The 17,106-nt window shown below is 65.0% G+C and carries 20 protein-coding genes; 9 read left to right on the top strand and 11 right to left on the bottom strand.

Features of this window, described 5'->3' with window-relative positions; genetic code table 11:
• Positions 1–10: 10 nt before the first annotated feature.
• From IP92_RS21745 to IP92_RS21715, 7 genes are all read right to left on the bottom strand, one after another.
• Positions 11–985, bottom strand: a complete 975-nt coding sequence (locus IP92_RS21745) for an ATP-grasp domain-containing protein (protein ID WP_145879063.1) — start codon at positions 983–985, stop codon at positions 11–13.
• Positions 986–1,033: 48 nt separating this feature from the next.
• Positions 1,034–1,912 carry a quinoprotein dehydrogenase-associated putative ABC transporter substrate-binding protein gene (locus IP92_RS21740; RefSeq protein WP_145879061.1) on the bottom strand — a complete coding sequence of 293 codons (879 nt, stop codon included), beginning with the start codon at positions 1,910–1,912 and terminating at the stop codon, positions 1,034–1,036.
• Positions 1,909–2,301, bottom strand: coding sequence for a c-type cytochrome (locus IP92_RS21735; protein WP_145879058.1), 393 nt, complete (start codon positions 2,299–2,301; stop codon positions 1,909–1,911). The genes IP92_RS21740 and IP92_RS21735 overlap by 4 nt, the downstream gene beginning before the upstream one ends.
• Complete coding sequence (locus IP92_RS21730; protein ID WP_229418907.1) at positions 2,298–2,675, bottom strand: hypothetical protein; 378 nt, start codon at positions 2,673–2,675, stop codon at positions 2,298–2,300. The genes IP92_RS21735 and IP92_RS21730 overlap by 4 nt, the downstream gene beginning before the upstream one ends.
• A gap of 10 nt (positions 2,676–2,685) precedes the next feature.
• The gene (gene gfa, locus IP92_RS21725) at positions 2,686–3,264 is read right to left on the bottom strand and encodes an S-(hydroxymethyl)glutathione synthase (protein WP_145879056.1); all 579 of its coding nucleotides are present in this window, start codon (positions 3,262–3,264) and stop codon (positions 2,686–2,688) included.
• A 26-nt stretch (positions 3,265–3,290) separates the two neighbouring features.
• Complete coding sequence (locus IP92_RS21720) at positions 3,291–4,397, bottom strand: S-(hydroxymethyl)glutathione dehydrogenase/class III alcohol dehydrogenase (RefSeq protein WP_145879054.1); 1,107 nt, start codon at positions 4,395–4,397, stop codon at positions 3,291–3,293.
• A gap of 149 nt (positions 4,398–4,546) precedes the next feature.
• On the bottom strand, positions 4,547–6,853 hold the full coding sequence (locus IP92_RS21715) for a TonB-dependent receptor (protein WP_158206825.1): 2,307 nt from the start codon (positions 6,851–6,853) through the stop codon (positions 4,547–4,549).
• A gap of 313 nt (positions 6,854–7,166) precedes the next feature.
• Here IP92_RS21715 and IP92_RS21710 point away from each other — a divergent pair, with 313 nt between their 5' ends.
• The gene (locus tag IP92_RS21710; protein WP_145879051.1) at positions 7,167–8,129 is read left to right on the top strand and encodes an SDR family oxidoreductase; all 963 of its coding nucleotides are present in this window, start codon (positions 7,167–7,169) and stop codon (positions 8,127–8,129) included.
• A 150-nt stretch (positions 8,130–8,279) separates the two neighbouring features.
• Here the strand turns inward: IP92_RS21710 and IP92_RS21705 are convergent, their stop codons facing one another.
• Positions 8,280–8,501 carry a hypothetical protein gene (locus IP92_RS21705; RefSeq protein WP_145879049.1) on the bottom strand — a complete coding sequence of 74 codons (222 nt, stop codon included), beginning with the start codon at positions 8,499–8,501 and terminating at the stop codon, positions 8,280–8,282.
• Here IP92_RS21705 and IP92_RS21700 point away from each other — a divergent pair.
• The 4 genes from IP92_RS21700 (at position 8,500) to IP92_RS29995 (ending at position 10,607) form a co-directional block, all read left to right on the top strand.
• Positions 8,500–8,991 carry an Hcp family type VI secretion system effector gene (locus IP92_RS21700; protein WP_145879047.1) on the top strand — a complete coding sequence of 164 codons (492 nt, stop codon included), beginning with the start codon at positions 8,500–8,502 and terminating at the stop codon, positions 8,989–8,991. The two genes, IP92_RS21705 and IP92_RS21700, sit on opposite strands and share 2 nt — an antisense overlap.
• A 36-nt stretch (positions 8,992–9,027) precedes the next feature.
• A complete protein-coding gene (locus IP92_RS21695) occupies positions 9,028–9,501 on the top strand; it encodes a penicillin-insensitive murein endopeptidase (RefSeq protein ID WP_158206824.1) in 474 nt (157 codons plus the stop codon).
• A complete protein-coding gene (locus IP92_RS21690; RefSeq protein ID WP_145879043.1) occupies positions 9,498–9,872 on the top strand; it encodes a hypothetical protein in 375 nt (124 codons plus the stop codon). Before IP92_RS21695 ends, IP92_RS21690 begins: the two co-directional genes overlap by 4 nt.
• Before the next feature lie 174 nt (positions 9,873–10,046).
• Complete coding sequence (locus IP92_RS29995) at positions 10,047–10,607, top strand: DUF2726 domain-containing protein (RefSeq protein WP_145879041.1); 561 nt, start codon at positions 10,047–10,049, stop codon at positions 10,605–10,607.
• An 85-nt stretch (positions 10,608–10,692) separates the two neighbouring features.
• On the opposite strand, the gene IP92_RS21680 is transcribed toward IP92_RS29995, so the two are convergent.
• On the bottom strand, positions 10,693–11,592 hold the full coding sequence (locus IP92_RS21680; protein WP_145879040.1) for a LysR family transcriptional regulator: 900 nt from the start codon (positions 11,590–11,592) through the stop codon (positions 10,693–10,695).
• Positions 11,593–11,694: 102 nt separating this feature from the next.
• Between IP92_RS21680 and IP92_RS21675 the strand changes: the two genes are divergently transcribed.
• Entirely contained in the window at positions 11,695–12,135 is a 441-nt protein-coding gene (locus IP92_RS21675) for a DoxX family protein (protein ID WP_229418906.1), read from the top strand.
• Positions 12,136–12,175: 40 nt separating this feature from the next.
• Here the strand turns inward: IP92_RS21675 and IP92_RS21670 are convergent, their stop codons facing one another.
• Positions 12,176–12,724, bottom strand: a complete 549-nt coding sequence (locus tag IP92_RS21670) for a DUF2726 domain-containing protein (protein WP_145879036.1) — start codon at positions 12,722–12,724, stop codon at positions 12,176–12,178.
• A 139-nt stretch (positions 12,725–12,863) separates the two neighbouring features.
• A complete protein-coding gene (locus tag IP92_RS21665; protein ID WP_145879034.1) occupies positions 12,864–13,253 on the bottom strand; it encodes a hypothetical protein in 390 nt (129 codons plus the stop codon).
• 298 nt (positions 13,254–13,551) lie between these two features.
• On the opposite strand from IP92_RS21665, the gene IP92_RS21660 reads away from it, so the two are divergent.
• From IP92_RS21660 to IP92_RS21650, 3 genes are all read left to right on the top strand, one after another.
• Positions 13,552–14,883: a sensor histidine kinase gene (locus tag IP92_RS21660; protein WP_158206822.1), complete on the top strand. Its 1,332-nt coding sequence runs from the start codon at positions 13,552–13,554 to the stop codon at positions 14,881–14,883.
• On the top strand, positions 14,883–15,635 hold the full coding sequence (locus IP92_RS21655; RefSeq protein WP_199272010.1) for a LytR/AlgR family response regulator transcription factor: 753 nt from the start codon (positions 14,883–14,885) through the stop codon (positions 15,633–15,635). Before IP92_RS21660 ends, IP92_RS21655 begins: the two co-directional genes overlap by 1 nt.
• Before the next feature lie 94 nt (positions 15,636–15,729).
• Positions 15,730–16,905, top strand: a complete 1,176-nt coding sequence (locus IP92_RS21650) for a S41 family peptidase (RefSeq protein ID WP_145879028.1) — start codon at positions 15,730–15,732, stop codon at positions 16,903–16,905.
• Positions 16,906–17,106 lie beyond the last annotated feature (201 nt).

Here is a 17,106-nt window from a genome sequence, read left to right as displayed (position 1 = left end):
ACAGGCAGCGCTAACGCGGCCCGAACGCCGCCACGTCCACGCTGACGAACGGCGCACGCCCGTCACCATATGGCGGTGCGCCTTCATCCAGCAGCGCCATCACGAGGGCGGCGGGATTGACGCCCGTCGATGCGCGCAGTCCCGCATACGACAGCGTCAGCCGCGGGTTCACGTCCAGCACCAGCACGCCGCCTGCGGCCAGGATGAAATCAACGCCGACATAGCCCCACAGCCCCGGCAGCGCGGCGGCGACACGCTGCGCCAGCTCATGCACGTCCGGCACCATGCCGGCCAGCCCGTTGACGGTGCAGCCCAGGAAACGGAACTGGTTGTCGTGCACGGCGATGCGCTGCTCGTTGCACCCGACCACGCGCGCGCCACCGTCATGGCACAACAGCGACAGGCTGCCGATCCGTCCCGCCACGAACGGTTGCAGCACGAGCTTGCGGCCGGACTGCGCGGACGCCCAGCCTTGCGCCGCGGCGCGATCGGGAAACAGCCGCGTATCGATGCAGGCGGCGCCGTCATCCGGCTTGACGACCCACGCACCGGAGCCGTCGGGCAGCAGATCCTGCGGGGCGAACGTGCTGACGGTCGGCACGCCGGCACGCTGCAATGCGGCGCACGTCAGCTGCTTGCTGGCCGCGACGCGCACCGCATCCGGTGCGCTGCCCAGCAGGATCCGCCCGTGCCGCAGCACCTGCCGCGACACCCGCTCGAGGATGCCGCCGGCGATCGGCGCCAGGGGCCACACGGCGTCCGCGGCCAGCACGCGCTCGGCGAAGCGGCGGCCGAACGGCGCGCCGGCCGGCTGCGGCGAGGCGTTCTGGAACGCCAGCAGCTCGACGTCGGGCAACAGGCGCAGGTCGGCGCACAGCGCGCGCAGCATCAGCGCGCCGTCCTGGCGCTGGCTGGCTTCCAGCCGCGGCGCCGCCGGCCCGCCGGCACACGCATAGTCGAACGCGAAGACCTTCAACGGCCGCATCGTCGTGTCCTCCGTCGGATTGTCGTCGTGGCGCCGTGGCGGACGCCGTCAGTGCGCCTGTGCCGCCTCGATCACGTGGCCCTCTTCGTCCAGCAGCGGCACGCCGTATTCGCCGAGGATCGCGGCGATGCGGTCGCGGTTGCGGGCAATCAGCGCGTCGATCCGCTGCTTCAGTTCCTTGTCGCCGAAGCGCACCGCCATCGCGATCGCAAAATCAAAGCGGCTGCCCGGCGGCGATGCCAGCGGCACGGCGGCGATGCGGTGCTCCGGCGCGCGCTCCGCGAAATAACCGGCGATCGGGCCCCACACGAACGCGACGTCGATCTTGCCGGCGGCAAGGTCGTTCTCGACGATCTGGCCGGGGTATTGTTCCGCATCACCCGATTGCCGCTGGTAAGACACCACCTGCTGCATCATGTCGTGCGCCAGCAGCCAGTCCGCCACCGGCGAGCCGCCGAACACGCCAAGCTTCAGGCGCGCGCGCTGCTCGGCCGGCAGCGCCAGCAGGTCGTCCAGCGAGTGCACGCCGTCCAGGCCATGCCCGCGCAGATAGGCCATCGCATAGGTCGAACGGTAGTAAGGCTGCGTGACGATGCCGAGATCAAAACCCGTCGCGACGCCGGTGATCAGGTCGCACTTGTAGCGGTCCGTACCCGGCTCCTTCGCGCGCAGCGTGTTGCGCACGAAGCCCATCCGCTGCGGGAACCACGTGTAGGCGATGTCCCAGCCCAGCTCCTCGGCAAACAGCGCGGCGATGCGGTTCTCGAAGCCGGCCAGGTCGCGCCGCGAGAACGGCAGGTTGTTCGGGTCCTGGCACACGCGCAGCACGGGGCGGCCCGTGCCTTCCGGCTCCGCGGCGCCGGCGGGTACGGCCAGCACGGTGCACAGCAGCGCCGCGGCGAAAGCCCTTCTCGGCGCCGCGTTCATTTTTCCATTTCCTGCAGCTTGCCCGGCGCGATCGCGCCATCCGAGCGCCCCTTCAGGTAGGCGTACAGGTTGTCGATGTTCTCGACCACCTGCTTGCTGCCGTCGAAGTTCGGCATGCCCTTCTCGATCCGGCCGTGCAGCACGGTGTTCTTGAAGTCTTCCTTCGACAGCGCCTTCAGGCTGGCCGTCAGCGCCGGCCCGACCGCGCCTTCCTGCTGCGCGCCGTGGCAGCGTTCGCACGCCAGCGCGCGCCACGTGCGCCAGCCGTTCAAGGTTTGCGTATCGACCTTGTTGCCGTCCACGACCTTGTAGGGCGCATCGGCCGTCGCCGCGGGTGCCAGCGCGCACAGCGCCAGCAGGGCCAGTGGGAGACAGGTTTGGATCTTCATCGGGTTCCTCCGGTAGTGCCGCCCTGGCCCAGCAGGCAGGCCTGCGCCGCCTCGGCCTGGACAGCCTTGTACTTGGCAGCCATGTCCTTGACGCTTTGTGGGTCGCGAAACTCGGCGCCGCGCGGCCCTTCCAGCGTCTGGTAGCGCAGCGCCGCCGACATCGTCACGTAATCGTCGTAGGCCAGCCGGGCGCCGATGCGGTCGACCGCGCAGGCGCACTTGTACAGGTATTCCTGCTTGCCGCCATGGTTGTTCATACATTCGAGTACGTACTCGACCCGCGCCACGGTGGGAAAGCCGCCGGCCGGCTCGGCGGCCGCGGCGCAAGGTGGCAGCAGCGTCAGCAGCAGCAACGACAGCAATGCCGCTCTCATGAACACCTCCTCACGCCGGGTGGTACAGCGTGCCGGCCAGCTTCGCCGCCTGCGTGGCCAGCGCATCCATCAACGGCGGTGACAGGCAATCGTAAGTCGGCAGCCCCAGGTCGCTCAGCCGCGCGCGGATGGCATCCATCTGCGCCGGATCGACACCGGACTCGATGACCGACGACACGAACGCGGCAAATGTGGGCGGCGCCCAACCTGGCTCGCGCGACAGTTCGGTATGCACGAAATCGAGGCCGTGGAACGCGTGCTTGTCGTTCTCGATGCGCCCGTACATGTGCACGCCGCAGCCGGTGCACGCATAGCGCTGGATCGTCGTGGTGGGATCGACGATCTTCAGTTTCTGGCCGTTCGTCAGCACTTCGACCTTGTCGCGCGCGACGACCGCCACCTGCGAGAACAGCGCGCCTTCCGGCTTCCAGCACTTGGTGCAGCCGCAGGCGTGGTTGTGGGCGACCTGGGCGCCGATGCGCACGGTGACGGGATCGGTGGCGCAGCGGCACGTCAGCGTGCCGCCGCTGAACCCTGGCGTGGCCGGCTGCACGCCGGCGTCGATGGCGGGATGGATGTGGATGGCCATGGTTGTCTCCATATTTGGTCTGGTGGTCAGTAGAGGACGACGGAGCGGATCGACTCGCCCCGCTTCATCAGGTCGAAGCCTTCGTTGATGCGATCGAGCGGCAAGGTATGCGTGATCAGGTCGTCGATATTGAGCTTGCCGTCCATGTACCAGTCGACGATCTTCGGCACGTCGGTGCGGCCGCGCGCGCCGCCGAATGCGGAGCCCTTCCACTGCCGCCCCGTGACGAGCTGGAACGGCCGGGTTGAAATCTCCTGGCCGGCGGCCGCGACGCCGATGATGAACGACTGGCCCCAGCCCTTGTGCGTGCACTCGAGCGCCTGCCGCATCAACTGCGTATTGCCGACGCACTCGAACGAGTAATCGGCGCCGCCGCCCGTCATCTGCACGATGTGGTCGACGACGTTGTCGACCTCCTGCGGATTGACGAAGTCCGTCATGCCGAACTTGCGGGCGATCTCGACGCGCTTCGGATTGATGTCGATACCGATGATCCTGTCCGCGCCGACCATCTTCGCGCCCTGGATCACGTTCAGGCCGATGCCGCCCAGCCCGAACACGGCAACGTTCGCGCCCGGCTCCACCTTGGCCGAGAACACGACGGCGCCGATGCCGGTGGTGACGCCGCAGCCGATGTAGCAGGCCTTGTCGAACGGCGCATCCTCGCGGATCTTCGCCAGCGCGATCTCGGGCACGACGATGTAGTTCGAGAACGTCGACGTGCCCATGTAGTGCAGGATCGGCTTGCCGTCGAGCGAGAAGCGGCTCGTCCCATCGGGCATCAGGCCGCGGCCCTGCGTGGTGCGGATCGACTGGCACAGATTGGTCTTGCGGGACAGGCAGAATTTGCATTGCCGGCACTCGGGCGTGTACAGCGGGATCACGTGGTCGCCGGCGCGCACGGACGTGACGCCGGGCCCCGTCTCGAGCACGATGCCGGCGCCCTCATGGCCGAGGATCGCGGGGAACAGGCCTTCCGGATCGGCACCGGACAGCGTGTAGTAATCCGTGTGGCAGATGCCGGTGGCCTTCACCTCCACCAGCACTTCGCCGGCGCGCGGCGGTTCCAGGTCGACCGTTTCGATCGTCAGCGGCGCCCCCGCTTTCCAGGCAATGGCAGCTCTTGTCTTCATTGGTTCTCCTCGCAATGCGGCACCCGCCGCTGCTTCGAATTTCGCAAATTGCGTGCCAATGGCTGCGATGGGCAAATGGGGCAGCCGTTGTGCAGGATCGGATCAACGGTCCGCGGCACTGTTCCCGCGGTGTCCCGTTTTTGGCGCGGTCAGAAGCGGTAGCGCAGGCCCGCCAGCCACGTGCGCGGCGCGCCGGGCGCGACGAAGCGGGCCGGCTGCGCCTCCTCGCCCGCCGCCAGCGGCTGGCCGCCCGGGAATACGTCGCGCGCGACCGTGCCATACGATTCGTGGCGCCGGTCGAGCGCATTGTTGACCCGCACGAACAGCTCCCAGCGCGGCGCCGGCTGCCAGCTGGCGCGCAGGTGCAGCAGCGCGTGGCCGCCGATGCGCCAGTCGGCCGGCCGCGGCGCGACGCCCTCTTCCGGGTCCGCCGCCAGCCCATCCTCGTTGCCCTGCGTGAGCAGGTTCGACACCGCGACCATGTCGGCGCCAACGCTCCAGCCGGCCGCCGGTGCCCAGTCGACACCCAGCTTGAACGTATGACGCGGCAGGCCGGCCAGGCGCGTGCCGCGCGTGACGTGGACGTTGCGCGCACCCGTAAAGAGTTCGCCGTCCGCGTCGTACTCCGCTTGCAGCCAGCTGTAACTGGCGCGTGCGCCGACATTGCCCCACGGCCCTGCCCAATCCGTGCGCGCGGCCACGTCGAGCCCCTGGTGCAAGGTGCGTTCGAAGTTCGCAAAATATCCTTGCTGGCTTGCGCTCGCGCTGAGGAACAGGATGTCGTCGCGATTGCGCGTGCGGTACAGCGACAGCGTCAGCGCCGCCATGCCCGCTTGCCAGCGCGCGCCTGCTTCCACGGTGCGCGACACCACCTGCGCCAGGTACGGGTCGGCCTGCAGCCCCACCGGCAGGCGGCACGGCTGTGCGGGATCGGCGCACCCCAGCTCGATCACGGTGGGCACGCGGTTGCTCTGCGCCAGATTGGCGAACAGCGTCAGCCCCGCATCGACCTGGTGGGCGATGCCGAGCGAAGGATTCAGCTTGCGGTACGTGAACGTCTCGCGCGGCTGTTCGCCCGCGTCGTTCGTCAGCGTGTTCGCCACCCGCGCATGGGTGTAGCGGGCCGACAGCGTAACGAACGTGCCTGGTGCCGCCGTCCACGTATCGCTGACATAGACACCGGCCGTGCGCGCGCTGCCCGTCACCGACGACGACGGCTCGCGTTCCTCGTCCGGATCGGGCAGCACGCCGCGCTCGTCGCTGAAAAAACCTTCCTGCTCGAACTGGGCGTAGCGCACGCGGTTGCGGTCCAGCGAGACGCCGGCGCTCAGCTGGTGCGGCCCGCGCGTGGCGCTCAGCTGCACGCTGGCGCCTTCCGCGTGCTGGCGCGCGCTGGTGGTGTTCAGTATGGCCGGGTGGACGGCTTTCTCCTCCTCCTGCTCCTCCTCGTCCTCTTCGGCTTCGAACGCATCGTCGTTCACGTCGCCGTTGACGGTGTCGCGCCGGCTGTGCCGCACGTACGCTGTCGCCGTCAGCTCCGCACCCTCGCCCAGTTGCTGGCGCAGGTTGAACGTGACCTGTCCCAGCTGGTTGCGGGTGCGGTCCGGGTACGTGTAGACGGCCCGCCGGTCCAGCTCATACAGCCCCGGCGCGTCGGCGGAGCCGGAAGGCAGCAGGCCATTGCCGAGCAGCCGGCTGCGGCCGCCCAGCAGCGACACATTCCAGTCCGTGCCCCCGCTGACGCGGCCCACCTTGACGAACACGTTGCCCAGGTGGCCGTCAGAATGATCGCGCCAGCCATCCTCGTCGAACGCGGTCGCCGCCACCAGCGTATGCCATTCCTGCGCCGCGACGCCATACGAGATGTCCACGCGCTTGCGCGCACCGCTGCCCACCGTGACTTCCGCCATCAGGCCAGGATGGCTGCGGCCGGACTTCGTCGTCAGCGCCAGCGCGCCGCCCAGCGTGTTCAGGCCGTACAGGGGATTCGAGCCGGGCACCAGCAGCACGGCGCCGATCGCCGCCTCCGGCACCATGTCCCAGTTGATCACGTCGCCGAACGGCTCGTTGACACGCACACCGTCCAGGTAGACGGACAGGCCCTGCCCCGATCCCAGCACGGGCGACGCGCGGTAGCCGCGGTACGTCAGGTCCGTCTGGAACGGGCTGCCGGAAATGTCGTTGACGTTGATGCCGGCCACGTGGCGCGACAGGTAATCGGCCAGGTTGTCGGCGCGGGCCTGCGTGATGTCCTTGTCGGTCGCACGCTGGACCGCATACGGCAGGCGGTCGCGCTCGATGGCTGCGGCGGACTGCGGCGCGATGCCGACGATTTCCACGATGGGCAAGGGACCGAGCGGGAAGTCCATCGGCGCACAGTGGACAGCCGGGGCGGCCGGCGCCAGCAGCAGCGCGGCGGGCCACCGCAGCGTGGTCAGGGATGTTGGACGGGGCAAGCTGCACCTCACACGAGTGGTTGTCGCTGGAGGGAGGCTGGGTGCAATTGCTGTGCCAGCGCTTATTGCTGGCCGGGGCTGCATGGGTGTTCAGGTTGTGTGACACAGATGTGCCGGGCATGGAACAAGTGGGCCCCGGCACGTTCGGACTGCGCTCGAAGTCACCATTGTTTTGCAAGTGTCACGCGATGGCGCAGTCGTGTGGCGGATGGTGGTCCGGGATGCCACAGAGTGTCCCCGCGGCAAACGGGCACGGGCGCATTTCAAGCCATGCTAGCCTCATGGCCTGTCGAGTGGAAGAAAGGTAAACAGCATGAAGCGCAACACGTTCCGCGTCGTCATCACCGGCGCATCGAGCGGCATCGGTGCCGCGACAGCCATCGCCTTCGCCAGGCAAGGCGCACATCTCGTCCTGGGCGCGCGCGGCCGCGAAGGCCTCGAGGACATCGCCCGCCAGTGCCGTGAAGCCGGCGCCGTGGCGCACGTGGGCACGGTCGACGTCACCGACGCCAGCGCCGTCGCGGACTTCGCCAACGAAGCCCGCCGTGCGCTGGGCGGCATCGACCTGTGGTTCAGCGACGTGGGCATCGGCGTCGTCGGCAAATACACGGACGTGCCGCTGGCCGACCACCACCGCGTGATCGAGGCGAACCTCGTCAGCCACATGAACGACGCGCACGCGGTGCTGCCGATCTTCCAGTCGCAGGGCCACGGCATTTGGGTCAACATGATCTCGCTGGGCGGATTCATCACGTCGCCCTACGCCGCGGCCTACGCGGCCAGCAAGTTCGGCCTGCGCGGCTTCAGCGCGGCGCTGCGCGGCGAGCTGTACGACCACCCGGACATCCACGTCTGCGACGTGTACCCGACGTTCGTCGACACGCCCGGCATCCACCATGCCGGCAATTACACGGGGGCGCGGTTGTCGTATCCGCCGGGCGCGCTGGCGCCCGAGAAGGTCGCCGACGCGATCGTCAGGCTCGCGCGGCGGCCGAAGCCGTCCACCGTGCTGGGGATGCCGTCGCTGCTGATGCGGTTGGCGGAGTTTGCCAATCCGGTGACGGCCGTGCTGATGGACCGGTTCATGGAACGGTGGTCGAAGCGCGCGGAGCCGGTCAAGGATACGACGGGGACGATGTATGAACCGGCCAGTGGGGCGAGTGGCATTCGCAGCGGGACGCGGAAGCCGGAGCGGGCCGGGAATACCGCATTGCTGGTGGGGGTGGCCGCGGCTGCCGTAGCGCTGGGGGTCGGGTTGAGCAGGCGGCGGGGGTGATGGCGGCCCATGGCTCGCACCGGGCCGCCACATGATCCAACAGGGCTTCCGCTGGTGCGCTTCTGCCATGAGCGCCGGGCGAGACACGGCGCACGCCCGCGAACGAATGTAACGGCAGCGTGCGGGCTGCCACTTGCACGCAGTGGGCTTTCACCGCCAGTTGATGATTAACAAGCTGATCTGCAGCACGAACGGGAAGAATACGGTTTTCATCCCGAATGCTGAGCAGGTACGAACTGCCCTGGGCGGCTTGCTAAGAGTGCGCTCATGCGCAGCAGACGTTGCCGACAGCGAAACGAGCCGCTTGACCGCCCGCTCGCAGCCGAGATGAATGTGCCTAACCGCCTTCTCCATAAAGGGAAACTTCATCATGGCAATCGACGTCTATCTGCATATCGATGGGATCAAAGGGGAATCACGTGACGAACGGCATGTGGACTGGATCGAATGTGAATCGGTAGGCTGGTCCATTACGCAACCAAAATCTGCCACGTCATCGACAGGTGGCGGACATACCGCAGAGAGAGCCGATTTGTCGGACATCAGTTTTGTAAAGCTCGCCGATCTCTCCTCACCCATCCTCGCGCAGACCTGCGCCTCCGGCAGAACTATTTCGCGAGCAAAATTCGAATTCATGCGCGCGGACGCGCAGGGTGAACGGGTCAAGTATTACGAGATCGAGCTGGAAAACGTCCTGATCGGACATGTGGGCCCAAACATCGGTGCTGGCAAGATCATGTTCGAGAACGTCAGCCTGAAGTTCTCGAAGGTCAGGTGGCGCTACACACAGCAAAAAATCTCCGGCGGCGCTGGCGGTTCGACGACCGGAGGTTGGGACACCAGTTCAAACAGGATCGTCTAGATCTCGGCAGCGAACCAGTCACCTACAGGAGGCATCGTGCTGAGAATTCAACCCAAGGACGGACGGGGGTATTTCGTACTTCCACAGGCTCCCGAACAGGCCGGATACTATGTCTATGGCACGCCAAGCGGTGGCCAGGGCCAGTACGCGCACCCCACCCTATTGTCGATCCTTTTCCTTGTCGAGAGGGAGTGGGAGGCACGTGATACCCGCAAGTTCGGCGTCGGCAATATCAGCTTGGCGAATGGAATTCCTTATCCGGGACATGGGACGCATAAAAGCGGGCTCGAAGTCGACATCCGCCCCTTGCGGAAAGATGGCGCAAACTGTGCGGTCACAAGGTTCATGGCGGAGTACGACCGTGATGGAACGGAAAAATTGATTGGTCTTTTCATGTCGCTTTCTGCTGTTGAACTTATCTACTTCAACGATCTGGCGATCCCGCACGTAAGGCGCGCTTCGAACCACGACGACCACTTCCACGTCAAACTTTGGGTGCCAAAATCATGAATAAGTCAGCCGCGGTGGTCGCCATCGCACTCGCTTTCACGACGTACGCCCAAGCGGAGTCAAAGAAGAGCTGGGACAGTACGTTTCGCCTGTTAAAGGGTGAATATCTCATCTACGGAGGAACTCTGGGTGAAGCGCAACAGCCCACTGGAAACGACAGGAAGGTGTCCCTCAAGGTCACAGGGCAGGTGGCAAAGGATATGTTCGATTCGATGTATCCCGATGAGAAGGTGACGTGCACGGACGTTGAGGGCTATCGGGAGCGGCGCAAGGGAGAGGTATTCTGTACTTACGACCGCCAGGACGGCTATGCGTGCTACTTCGGCTTCGATCTCAGGACGGGGAGAAGCATTGGAGGCGCTAGCTGCTGACAGATTTTCAAGGCTACCGTAGCCGCCCCCTGAAGCCACATCAATAATGCAGGGTTATCCCAGGTATCACGCATGACCGTCAGGCCTCGAGTTTCCGGCCCGCCCAGCGATGTCCACAGCCGCAACCGCCTCGCAGTTCCCGCTCTTTAACCGATCGATAGTGAGTCCGCAGCGATGAAATTCTCCTGGCTGTTCCTTTATCCTGTTTCCGATCTTCGTTTCCCTGACGGCAGCTTTCATTATCGTGCAATGGAAGGGTGCGAAAGGCCGCGATCGGACCGGCGCCTACCGTCGACGCAAATTCATGACCGACAACGAGGAGGAGTTCTTCGGCAGGCTAGTCGCAGCCCTTCCCGATCATTACATTTTCCCGCAGTCGCAATGTCCGCCCTGGTTGAACCGACCAGCAGCAACAGCAAAACGGCACATGGCGACAGGCTGCGGGTCGCCCAGCAACGGGTCGATTACGTGGTTTGCACGAAGCGCTGCGAAGTCGTTGCCGTTGTCGAACTGGACGACAAGACGCGTACCCGCGCAGAGGATGCATTGCGGGATGCGCGGCTCGAACAGGGAGGCATCCGGACGGTAGGATTCCAAGCGCGGAACAAGCCAAAGGTCGAGGCTATCCGGGCAATGATCCTCGGTCCTGTCGAGGGCAAGGCCGGGACGGGGCCGGGCATCACGGGCCATCAAGGGATCTCGACCGCCGTCGACGGGCCAGCGACGAGATCGTGACCGTCAGGCCGGCGAAGGGTTGGGCGGGCCGACAGCAGGCAGATCACGCCGCTGTCGCTGCGCGCCGAGAATGCGCGCTCCCCAATCAGCCATCCCCATCGCGCGCGTTATCCAGTCGCTCCACCAGGAAGTCGATGAAACTACGCAGCTTGGCCGGCAGATGGCGCCGGCTGGGATACACGGCAAACAACTGGCCCGTATAGTTTTGCTTGGCCTCATCGAGGTGCACCAGGCGGCCGGCCGCAAGGTCGTCGGCCACGATCCAGTCCGGAAGGAACGCCGCTCCCATGCCTGCCATGACCGCGTGATAGCTTAACGTTGTGTCGCTGGATTTCATTGCAACCGGCTGCCCTGGGGAGACGTACATGTCGGCCGCGGGCATCTTGGGACGCCCGAACTGCAGATGATTCGGCATGATCATCTCGGGCAATCGTGAACCGCTTCCTGGCTTGCCGAATTGGCTCAGGTACGCAGGGGTCGCCACACAGTAGAACGAGACGCTGCACAGTGATCGCGAAATCAAGTTTTGCGACGCATCGTTTTTCATTCGTAGCGCCAGATCAAAGCCTTCCGATACCACGTCGACCATCCGGTTTTCCAGGTAAAAGTCCAGGCGCACATCGGGACAGGCGCGGCGATATTCGGCAAGCAAATTGGCAAATCGGGGCGTGGCAATCCACACGGGCGCACTCACCTTGAGCTCGCCTCGCGGGTGTCCCGTTGACTGGCTCAACGAGGCGACACCTGCGTCGAGCGCATCCAACGCTTGCCTTGCCTGTTCATGAAACAACCTGCCGGCTTCCGTAAGACTCATGCTGCGGCTGGTTCGATTCAACAAACGCGCGGACAGGCTTTGCTCCAGCCGTGCCAGATGCTTGCTGACCATGGGCGGTGCCATACCAAGGCGGTTGCCGGCGGCCGTAAAGCTCCCGGATTCCACTATCTCGCAGAAAACGTGTATGCCGGTCAGGTCGAGCCTGCTCATAGTTTCCTCATCTGGAAATGATGCAATGCATGCGCAGATATCGATTATGCAAAGGGGAAAGCATAACATCCGATGTCCGCAACACTCAACGCAAGGAGTCGCATGTCTTCGCTATCCCACCCCGTTCCGAACAAGTATTTGAACCGAAGCCTCTGGTTCGCCCAATTCTTTGTGGCGTTCGTCTTCCTGGCTTCGGGATTGTCGAAACTGTTCCTGCCGATTCCCGAACTTGCCGCGATGATGACTTGGCCGGGCCAATACCCTGTGGCGTTCGTGCGCTCGATTGGTTTGGTGGACATGGCCGGTGGGATCGGGATAGTGCTGCCGTCGCTGACACGCATTCGCCCGTGGCTGACAGTCCTGGCCGCGCTATGTTGTGTGGTGCTGCAAATGCTGGCAATCGCCTTCCACGCATCGCGCGGGGAGTTCTCGGTACTTCCACTGAATTTTCTGCTGCTGCCGCTGTGCGCGTTCGTGTTGTGGGGGCGGGGTAAACGCATGCCAATCGCCTCCCGCGGCGCCACAGCTGCCCATCCCCGCTAAGCGGTCGATGGCCCGTCTGGCAACAGGGGCATGGCCCAATTTATTGCGGCGACCTCGAGGTGTCAGCGATGGGAGAGACCGTTTGTTGGCTGGTCATGCTTGTCTCTTTCCCCGCCTCGGCTTCGATAGGGCCAAGGATCATCGCCCGGATGGCCTCGACCTTAGGTTTGTGACGGGCCTGGAACCGGACAGTCCGGATGCCTCCCTGTTCGAGGCGCGCATCGCGCAGCGTATCCTTCGATCTCGTATGGGTCTTGTCATCCAGTTCGACGACGGCAACGACTTCACACCGCTTGGTGCAGACCACGTAATCGACCCGTTGCTGGGCGACCCGCAGCCTGTCGGCATATGCCGTTTTACTGTTGCCGCTTGCCGGTTCAAGCAGAGCCGACATCGCGACCTGCGGGAAGATGTAATGGTCTGGAAGGGCCACGACGAGCCTGCCGAAGAATTCCTCCTCGTTGTCGGTCATGAGTTTGCGTCGACGGTACGCGCCGGTGCGGCCGCTGCCTTTCGCGCCTTTCAACAGCGCCAACAGAAAAGCCGCCGCCAAAGCGACCACGACCAGCAAGAGGAACGATGTTTTCATGGCTATAAACTCAGGTCGGATTGGTAAACGCGTGGAAGCCAAGATGCGGCGGCTGCACCAATAAACCTTGTCGCGCTGCCGGACGGGGCAGCGCACAGCTCGCGCAACCCGTTACCCCAGCCAGCGAGGCCGCGGCGCCTTACCGAAGTTCGCCACCCGCACCTACGCAGTTGAATGCCTCGCTATCTTCGATTTTCACGGCGGTGCCGGTACCAACCGGACGTGCCCACGCAAACGCTCCCATCCTCTGGCCCGTATTCAAGTTGATTATCGCGTTCGCGCCGACAGCACGAGCATCCGCTGCCATCAGGGGAATCAGCTCGCTTACGCTGCCATAGGTGCGCTTGGAGCTATTGAGGGCTGCCAGGGTCTTGTATTTGACGTTGGTTGGCAGCGGCGAGCGGAGCATGCAAACCGGGCCCGCATGAGCAGCCAGTTTCTCCGCGCCCGGATCGGACAGACGCACTTTCGACCTTGCGGCGCAACCAGCAAGCGAGATGAAGAATGCCAGGAGCAGGAGCTTTCTCATGCGTCGTACCCAGGTTGTGTGAATATTGTTCAGTATAAAACATACTTACGTCATGGAATCTCTCCGATTGTCACAAACTCTCCGTCTCTTTTCATGGGAGTGGCAAGCATACCCAATCCCATCGCGCTTCCCTGCTTCGCCGCTCGTCTCCCTACTCACCACCACGCCCAGGCAGCGATCCGGCATTCATTCCGCCTGCACCCGTTCCCTCCCCGATTTACGGCCATTCGTCGCATGGCCGAAAACACGCGCGCCCGCACCGCTAGAATGGCTGGACAAGTTCAACGCGAGGAATTTGATGAGTTCTCCCGCTTCCCTGCCATTTAACGCGCCGCCCGTGCCGGAAGTCGAGCACGATCGCCGCCTCGTGCGCCGCTATCTGCTGCAGTCGGCGCTGCGCTTCAATGCCGGTTCGCTGCTGTTCCTGTCGCTGGCGATCGCTGTGCTGCCGCTCGGGCTGGGTGCGGGCGCGGGCACGCCGGGCAGCTTCCTGCTTCACAAGCTCAATCCGTATATCGTCGGCGGCGTGGTGCTGGCGCTGATTGTCTGGCTTGCGCTGCTGTCGAGCGGGATTGCCCGCGCCTATCTCTCCCAGCTGGGCGAAGACGGCAAGGCGCTGTGCGCGGAAGGCATCGCATCCACGGTCACGCGCCGCATCGATGCGCCGTTCAATCCCTACACCACGTTCGACCTGTGTACCGAAACCCTGTCGGGACTCGCGCTCGGCATGGCGCTCGGCTATGCGGGCCCGCCGGCGTTCTCCCATGACCCGTTCAAGGGCCGCATCGTGCTCGGCCGCTGGCGGCCGCTGGCGTTGTGGCGCCATGTCGAGGTGAAGGTATCGACCGAACCGGGGCCCGGCTGCCGGATCGAACTGCGCAGCCGCCCAGGCCTGGCATGGTTCGAGATCCAGCAAGGCCAGGCGCTGAAGGCCGCCGAGACGGTGTACAGCCATCTGTGCCAGCACCTCGACCGCCATGCCGCCGCACTGGAAGCGGCACGGCATGCACGTGAACTGGAACGCACCTCGCTGCAGGCGCGCCTGTCGGCCCTGCAAGCCCAGGTCGAACCGCACTTCCTGTTCAACACGCTGGCCAATCTGAAGTACCTGATCCGCACCGACCAGCCGGCCGCGCAGGAGATGCTCGACCATCTGGTAGGCTACCTGCAGAACGCCTTGCCCGACATGCGCTCGGTGTCCTCGACCTTGGGACGTGAGCTGGACCTGGTCAGCGACTTCCTGGCGGTGATGCGCATCCGCATGGGCACCCGGCTGCGCTTCGACGTGGCCGTGGACGACGACTTGCGCAGCCTGCCGTTCCCGCCTGCGATGCTGATCTCGCTGGTGGAGAACGCCGTCAAGCACGGGCTGGAGCGGGCCAGCCGGCCGGGCCTGATCACGATCCGCGCTTGGTGCGAGGCCAACGGGGACGGCAGGCTGCTGAGCGTGTCCGTGGTCGACGACGGCGTCGGCCTGACCGAACAGGCCGGGCAAGGCACGGGCCTGGCGAACATCGCGGAACGCCTGATGCTGCTGTACGGACGCGCGGCCAGCCTGGCGGTGGAACCCGGCGAAAGCCAGGGTGTGCGCGCCGTGCTGACGGTGCCCTTGCCAGGAAAGGTCGCGTGATGCCGACCGCCCTGATCGTGGAAGACGAGCCGCTGCTGCGGGCGGAACTGACGGACCAGCTGCGCGCGCTGTGGCCCGAGCTGGAGGTCGCCGGCTACGCCGAGAACGGCATCGACGCGGTGGCGCGCATCGATGCGTCAAAGCCGGACATCGTCTTCCTGGACATCCAGCTCCCCGGCCTGAACGGCATGGAGGTGGCGCGCCATATTCCCGAGTCCTGCCAGGTGGTGTTCGTCACGGCCTACGCGGACTATGCGGTGGCCGCTTTCGACGCCGGCGCGTGCGATTACCTGGTGAAGCCGTTGACGACCGCGCGACTGCTGCAGACGATACGCCGCCTGAAGTCGCGCGCGGCCGCAAGCCCGCCGCCGGCCGTCTGGGAAAAGCTATTCGAGCGGGACAGCGCCCCCGTGTACCTGAAGTGGATCAAGGCATCCAGCGGCAATGCGGTGCGGCTGGTGATGGTCAGCGAGGTGCTGTATTTCCAGTCGGACGGGAAATACACACGGGTCGTAACGGAGCAAGGCGCCGCGCTGATCCGGCTGCCGCTGAAGACCCTGCTCGAGCAGCTGGACCCGCAGCAGTTCGCGCAAATCCACCGCAGCGCCATCGTCAACCTCCAGGCCATCGACCGGATCGAACGCAATGAACTCGGTGGGCGCGGCAGCGCCGGCCTGGAGGTAATCCTGAAAGGCCGGGCCGAGCGCCTGGCGGTCAGCGAAGCATTTACCCGGCAGTTCCGCCAGATGTAGCCGGATCGCCGCCCCGCCCGGCGATGTCCGGTCCGGCGTCCTCGCCGGTTCACCGCCGACAGATGCCGGGTCGTCGTCAAATTCGCAGCGCTTGATGAAGCCGTTGAATGGGCTGTGGACAAGCCCGCTGATCGAACACGCCCGTTCGATTCAGCACTCATTCTGTTATCAACCAGTGAAAAGGAAAAAAATGAAAAAGAAATGGATTGTCATACCGTCCTTGTTGGTACTGATCGTGATCGGCATCATGGTGATGCCCATCCTGCAGCATTTTTGGGAACAATCGAGGCCTCGGCCGAAGGTGGTGGTCGATGGCCCGATGCGCGCCAAGGCGATCGATACGCTGGTGGCGAAACTGAACGATCACTATATCTTCCCCGACAAGGCCAAACAGGTGGCGGCGGTGCTGCGCCAGCGCCAGCAGGAAGGCAAATACGATGGGATAACGGACGGCGAACAGCTGACGCAACAGCTCACGGCCGACATCCAGGGAGTGGCCCCCGACCGGCACATGGAGGTCGGGTTCGCGCCCGGGCTGGTTCTGCCCGACGACAATGGCGCGCAGCCACCGGAGACGCGAGAGGATTGGGAGCAGCGCACCAACTTCGTCATGCGCCAGATCATGCGCCACATGGCCAAGCGCCAGGTGGAAGAAGTCAATCACCTGAGCCCCAACATCGGCTACCTGAAGCTTGCCGGCTTCCCTCCTGATTTCCTCGTGGCCGAAAAGTTCGGCGCCGCGATGGATGAACTCGCCGACACCGATGGCCTCATCGTGGACCTGCGCCACAACGGCGGCGGCGCCCCCGAATCGGTAGCCCTGCTGGTCAGCTACTTCGTGGACCAGCGTACGCGCCTCAACGACATCTGGGATCGCGCCACCGGCGAGACAAAACAGTACTGGACGGCGGACAAGCTTGACGGGAAACGCTATGGCTGCAAGAAGCCCGTGCTGATCCTGGTCGGCCCCGGCACGATGTCCGCGGGCGAAGACTTCGCGTACACGATGCAGGCATTGAAACGCGCCACGGTCATCGGCGAGCCGACCTGGGGCGGCGCCAACCCTGCGCGCCCGCATCGCATTGGCGAACATTTCTATGCCGTGATCCCGGGCCGGCGCACCATCAGTGCGATCACGCACACCAATTGGGAAGGAACGGGCGTCACGCCGGATATCGCGGCAAAGCCGGACAACGCGCTGGCGGTGGCCACGGACCTGTTGCAGCGGCGGGTTCGCGGTGGCGCGCCGCTTGTGGCTGTGGGGCGTTAGCGGCATCGCAGCTTTGGGGCGCTGCGGAGACGGGCGGATTTCACCGGACAGGGCGTTTGCGTCTTTGCAGACGGCATGAGCGGCACACGGTGGGGGCGGCCGCGCAGGCCCCGTCGCCCATGACGAAGCGCGTCCTGGTGCGCAGACGGCAGGAACGGAATCACGATGCGCGCCCTCGGCGCGCAAGGCCGTTGAGAGTCG

The organism is Pseudoduganella flava (assembly GCF_007830495.1).
Classification (GTDB): domain Bacteria; phylum Pseudomonadota; class Gammaproteobacteria; order Burkholderiales; family Burkholderiaceae_D; genus Rugamonas; species Rugamonas flava.
The sequence above is the reverse complement of the archived record's forward strand: the minus strand, read 5'-3'. Positions and strand labels throughout refer to the sequence as shown.